This is a genomic window from Nocardia sp. NPDC049190 (assembly GCF_040648115.1).
Lineage (GTDB): Bacteria > Actinomycetota > Actinomycetes > Mycobacteriales > Mycobacteriaceae > Nocardia.
In genome coordinates this window covers 1-4,112 of record NZ_JBEZDE010000097.1, presented here as the reverse complement: position 1 = coordinate 4,112, position 4,112 = coordinate 1, and the positions used below count along the sequence as shown (strand labels likewise).

The window sequence follows — 4,112 nt, the reverse complement described above, 5'->3', positions numbered from 1 at the left end:
GGCGCTACATCATCTGGCGGAACAAGCACGTCGAGGACCAACGGCTACACGAAATCGTCAACAGGGCAAACGTAGCCTGATGCGGCACTAGTAGCTGAATTGTAGACGCGGATTACAGAAATCCATGGCTATGCGGGGCTAGGAAAGGTATCGTCCCGATTCTCGCGCCCAGGCGAGATGACTTCCGGGCACTCGATCAAGCGTGTCGGCGATCTGCTGGAGGCGGTGTCGGGTTATGTCCGCCAGGTTCGGCGTTCTTTCGATACCGATGACGAATCTCTGGCGGGCAGTTTGCTGGTCGGCGTGTCGCTCGCCGATACGGTGCTGAACGTCGATACGGGCTTCATCGATGGTGAGTTCGAGGGCATGTTGGCAGACTGTGACGAAATTCGCGGTGTCGCCGGATGCGTTTTCACGGTCCAGAGACAGCAGGTCGTTGCACCAAGCGGACACATCATTGGTGGCGTCGCAGAATGCGGTCCATGACTGTTGGAGAGTTTCGGGAACCTCAGTGTGGTGCAGCGGCTCGAAGAGGTCGAGCATGAATGCACCGTTGAGTGCTCGCCGGTACGCCGGATATTCGGTGAGCGTCGGGACGCGGTCGGTGCAGCGGTCACGCAGTTGGCGGAAGAAGCCGTCGCGGTGGTCGCGCATGTGTGCGGTGAATCGGCTGTGCCAGTCAGGTGACATGCGGAACGAGGTACTGCTCCACAGGTCGGCCAGTGCCAGGGTGACCGGTGAGGTATCGGAGGCCGACGTTGCCGGCATATGTCGATCGACGACAGCGAGCAGGCCGGCGTAGGTGGTCGCCAGCAGGTCCCTGTCGCGCCCGATCGGGCCGTGGTCTTGAAGGTCGTCGAGGTGGAAGAGCCAGGCTGCCCATTTAGCCAGCAGAACGACATCGGTGTGCTGTGCGCCGGGTAGAGTCCGGGCCGCCAAACGGCCGAACGCTGCGCGGTGAAGCCGATGCAACTGGGTGTCCCCGCTAACCAAGCCACGGGCGACAGCCCATTCGAGGACCTCGGTATCGATGGTCTCCAGTTCGGGGTGGCTATCCGTGAGGATCGGAATGCCGAACAGGGTCTCATGGCCGCTCATCAGTGATTCCTGAGTGTGATCGGTGATGAGGAACTGGAGGGTGGCAGCGCCTTCAGGTGCCGGATGTGGCTGTTGCAGCGCTTCGATCGCCAGCTGTGTGCGCCGATCGGTTTCAGCGCTCGCCCATGCCCGCTCGCCGGTCGAACGCCAGGTCGGATGTCTGTCCTCGGCGCAGGTCCACCATCGCGTCTACCAGCGCATACACGCCAGCGCCGAGAGAAAGTCACTGCGAGGCTCCCGGTCGCGGTCGGTGTGCTGCCCGGGCGGCGTCGATGATCGTTCTAACGATGCGGTGCGGATCATAGAGTTCCTTTCCATGCCACAGCGGAGGTCGAAGGGAGGAACCGGCCTGGGCGTCGTGATGAGCATTCAAGAATGCGGCCCCATGTCGCCGGGCCTCGCCGGCATTCGGACAAGCAGAGAGAATATCTAGTGCCATCGCGGTTTCTTCCAGAGTCGCCGCCCAGATTCCCCACGAACCGTCGGTGTTTTGAGACTCCCGTGCCCAGTCCACCGCGCGTTGGACCGCCTCACAGCCCGGCTGTCCGCCGTAGCGGCGCAATGCCAGCACCGCGCAGCCGGTGGCATAGAATGGTGAGGCATGCCACTTATCGTCCCAGGCGCCCTCGTCATTCTGGGTTTCGATCAGATACTGCATGAGCGAGGCATGTGCTCGCCGATACAACGGGCAACCATCGGGGTTCTGGTTCACCCACAGTCCCAGCGCTTCCAGTGCATGCGCGGTTGCGGTGGTGGAACGGGTACGTTCGCCCGGCGTGCTAGCGCACCCGTCGTTCATGACGAAACGCAGCAGCGGATCGGGCGACACTGCGCTCCTCTCCAAGCGTCCCAGCAAGTAGAGAGCTGCAGCGGTGTCATCTCCGTCCGGTGGAACACCGGGTCCGGCGCATACGCCGTCGGGTGTGAGTACGCCTCGAATCCAGCTGATCCATTCCCGACGCACGGGTTCGGGAATCGGAATCGCCGAACGCACGAGGACACCACACACCCACAGCAGTTCGAATGCCTCCATGCGCATGATGACCGGGAATCCGCCATCCAGCACTCGGGCCTGACGCTGCAACAAATCCACAGCGTCGGGACGTGGTAACCGGGAGCGTGCCGCGACAGCCGCGGTCGCCGCAGCCGAGCACCCGACGGGTACGGCATGCGTCCACGGCCCCTCAGCGGCGGTGTCTGCGAGCAACTCGAGCGAATGCACCACATACGGAGGAGTAGCCCGACCGATGTCATGGGCTTCCCGCAGCCGGTGTAGCCGGGCACGGTCGCTGCCGCAGACCTGCAATATGTGTCGGGCAAACCGACCGAGAGCATCACGGTCTCCAAGACTCCAATTCCCGATGACTGTATTCCGCGGCTCGGTGGAAATCAGGTGGGCCAGATGCTCCCACAACGCCGGAACGATGAACTCGGATGCCACCAGGTCGGGCTGGGCCCGTGGGGCCATTGCTGTGGCGTGCCGCCGCAGGTAGCCCACACCGTCGCGCACAGCTGTCGCGGCCGCCTCGGTGAATGATGTTCCAGCCAAGGCCGATACGGCGGCCAGGGTCGGTACCATGCGGTACCGGACGGGCCATTGCTGTGCACCCCAGCTGCCGTCGCCGTTGCGTGTCCGCAGCAGTAAGGCGGTTGCGTCTGCGGCGAGCGAGTCACCGAACCGATCCGGACGGACCTGTGTCTGCAACAGCACTTGAGCGGTGTCATACGTCGCCGAGTTCACGCCACTCAGCGGAGCCCGCAGGAGGTCCTGTGGTGCAAAGAACTCGACGCTAGAATCGACCATCGGCTCTCCTGGGTGGACGCAGCGGTAGCCAGATTTGAGAACAGCAGTGGCCTATTTTGCTGGCAACGCGGTTGCTCCCGAAGCGTCCACAATTATCGGACGTTCCACGATAAACCCGTTGTATATATTCGTTGATTCCAAAACTCTGGCTATCCTGGTCTACCGTCGAACTGCCGCCTCGTTTCTGTGTAGCGCCGGCTAGATGAAGGATTCGTTGGGTCGGTGGTCGTAGGCGGTCGGGGATCGGTGGATGGGTGAGCCGATCTTGTTGTTGTGCCAGATTGCGGCGGTGAGGGCGAGCAGGCGTTGCAGGGCGCGTACTGTGACCTCGGCGATGGTGCGTTCGCTGTGTCGTTCGAGGTCGAGCTGTCCTTTCAAGGTTTGGTTGATCGATTCGACGGTCTGGCGCAGCGTTTGAACAGGTGCGCGCCGGGCTGCTGGGGTTCACCCTTGCGGGCAGGCCGTAGCAGGCGCAGTCCGGCCTCGGCGATGCGGGTTTCGAAGTCAGTGCCGAAGTAGTTCTTGTCGGCGATCAAGGTCTGGGTCGGCCGGTCGACGACCAGATGCGGGTCGGCTTCGAAGATGCCGATCAGGGATTCGCGTTCATCGGCTTTCGCACCGGCCAACGCGAACCCGATCGACAGTCCGCCGAGGGTGGCGACCAGGTGCAGCCGCAAGCCCCAGAAGTAGCGCGAATGTGAGGCGCAGTACCCGTACTCGGCCCGTCCAGACAGGTCGGGGCGGCGGACGGTTTCTTTTGATCGTCCGCATTCGACCGGAGTTGAGTCGATGACCCACACATCGTCGGTCCACAACGTGGTGTCGATCGCCAACGCTCGGATCACGTGCTTGATCAGGCCAGCCGCATCGCGCAGCCGTCTGTTGTATCCGGACTGTCGAGGCAGGTAGCGAAACAGGTGCCCCAGGTGCTTGCGGGCGTGCCGGAGCCAGCGGGCCTCGGAGGTGAATCCGAGTAGCGCCTGCATTGCCGCCAAGGTGACAAGTTCGGCGTCGGTCAACCGCGGCGCGAATCCGACCGCGGGACGCCATGCGGCCATATCGGGCGCAGCCTTCACCAGGTCGTCGGTTGAATCGCCACGGGTTTGGGACCGCTTTGGGCTGTCTCGGGGTTCTGTCCGCTGAGTTGTGAGATTCCAATCCGTTCGATGGAAGGATCTCCGCTCGTGCCGATGATGTACTCACCGCAGTT

The 4,112-nt window shown here is 62.8% G+C and carries 4 protein-coding genes; all 4 read right to left on the bottom strand.

Annotation, left to right across the window (positions count from 1 at the left end; all coding sequences use genetic code 11):
* Positions 1-138: 138 nt before the first annotated feature.
* Positions 139-1,098, bottom strand: a complete 960-nt coding sequence (locus tag AB0B25_RS31955) for a terpene synthase family protein (protein ID WP_357187529.1) — start codon at positions 1,096-1,098, stop codon at positions 139-141.
* A 223-nt stretch (positions 1,099-1,321) separates the two neighbouring features.
* Positions 1,322-2,902, bottom strand: a complete 1,581-nt coding sequence (locus AB0B25_RS31950; RefSeq protein ID WP_357187526.1) for a hypothetical protein — start codon at positions 2,900-2,902, stop codon at positions 1,322-1,324.
* A gap of 198 nt (positions 2,903-3,100) precedes the next feature.
* Entirely contained in the window at positions 3,101-3,280 is a 180-nt protein-coding gene (locus AB0B25_RS31945; protein ID WP_357187523.1) for a hypothetical protein, read from the bottom strand.
* Complete coding sequence (locus AB0B25_RS31940; protein ID WP_357187520.1) at positions 3,277-3,978, bottom strand: transposase; 702 nt, start codon at positions 3,976-3,978, stop codon at positions 3,277-3,279. Before AB0B25_RS31940 ends, AB0B25_RS31945 begins: the two co-directional genes overlap by 4 nt.
* Between the last annotated feature and the right edge of the window lie 134 nt (positions 3,979-4,112).

Excerpts from the sequence above, each read along its gene's own strand:
- AB0B25_RS31950 (WP_357187526.1), bottom strand. The coding sequence starts at position 2,902 with ATGGTCGATTCTAGCGTCGAGTTCTTTGCACCACAGGACCTCCTGCGG.
- AB0B25_RS31955 (WP_357187529.1), bottom strand. The coding sequence starts at position 1,098 with ATGAGCGGCCATGAGACCCTGTTCGGCATTCCGATCCTCACGGATAGC.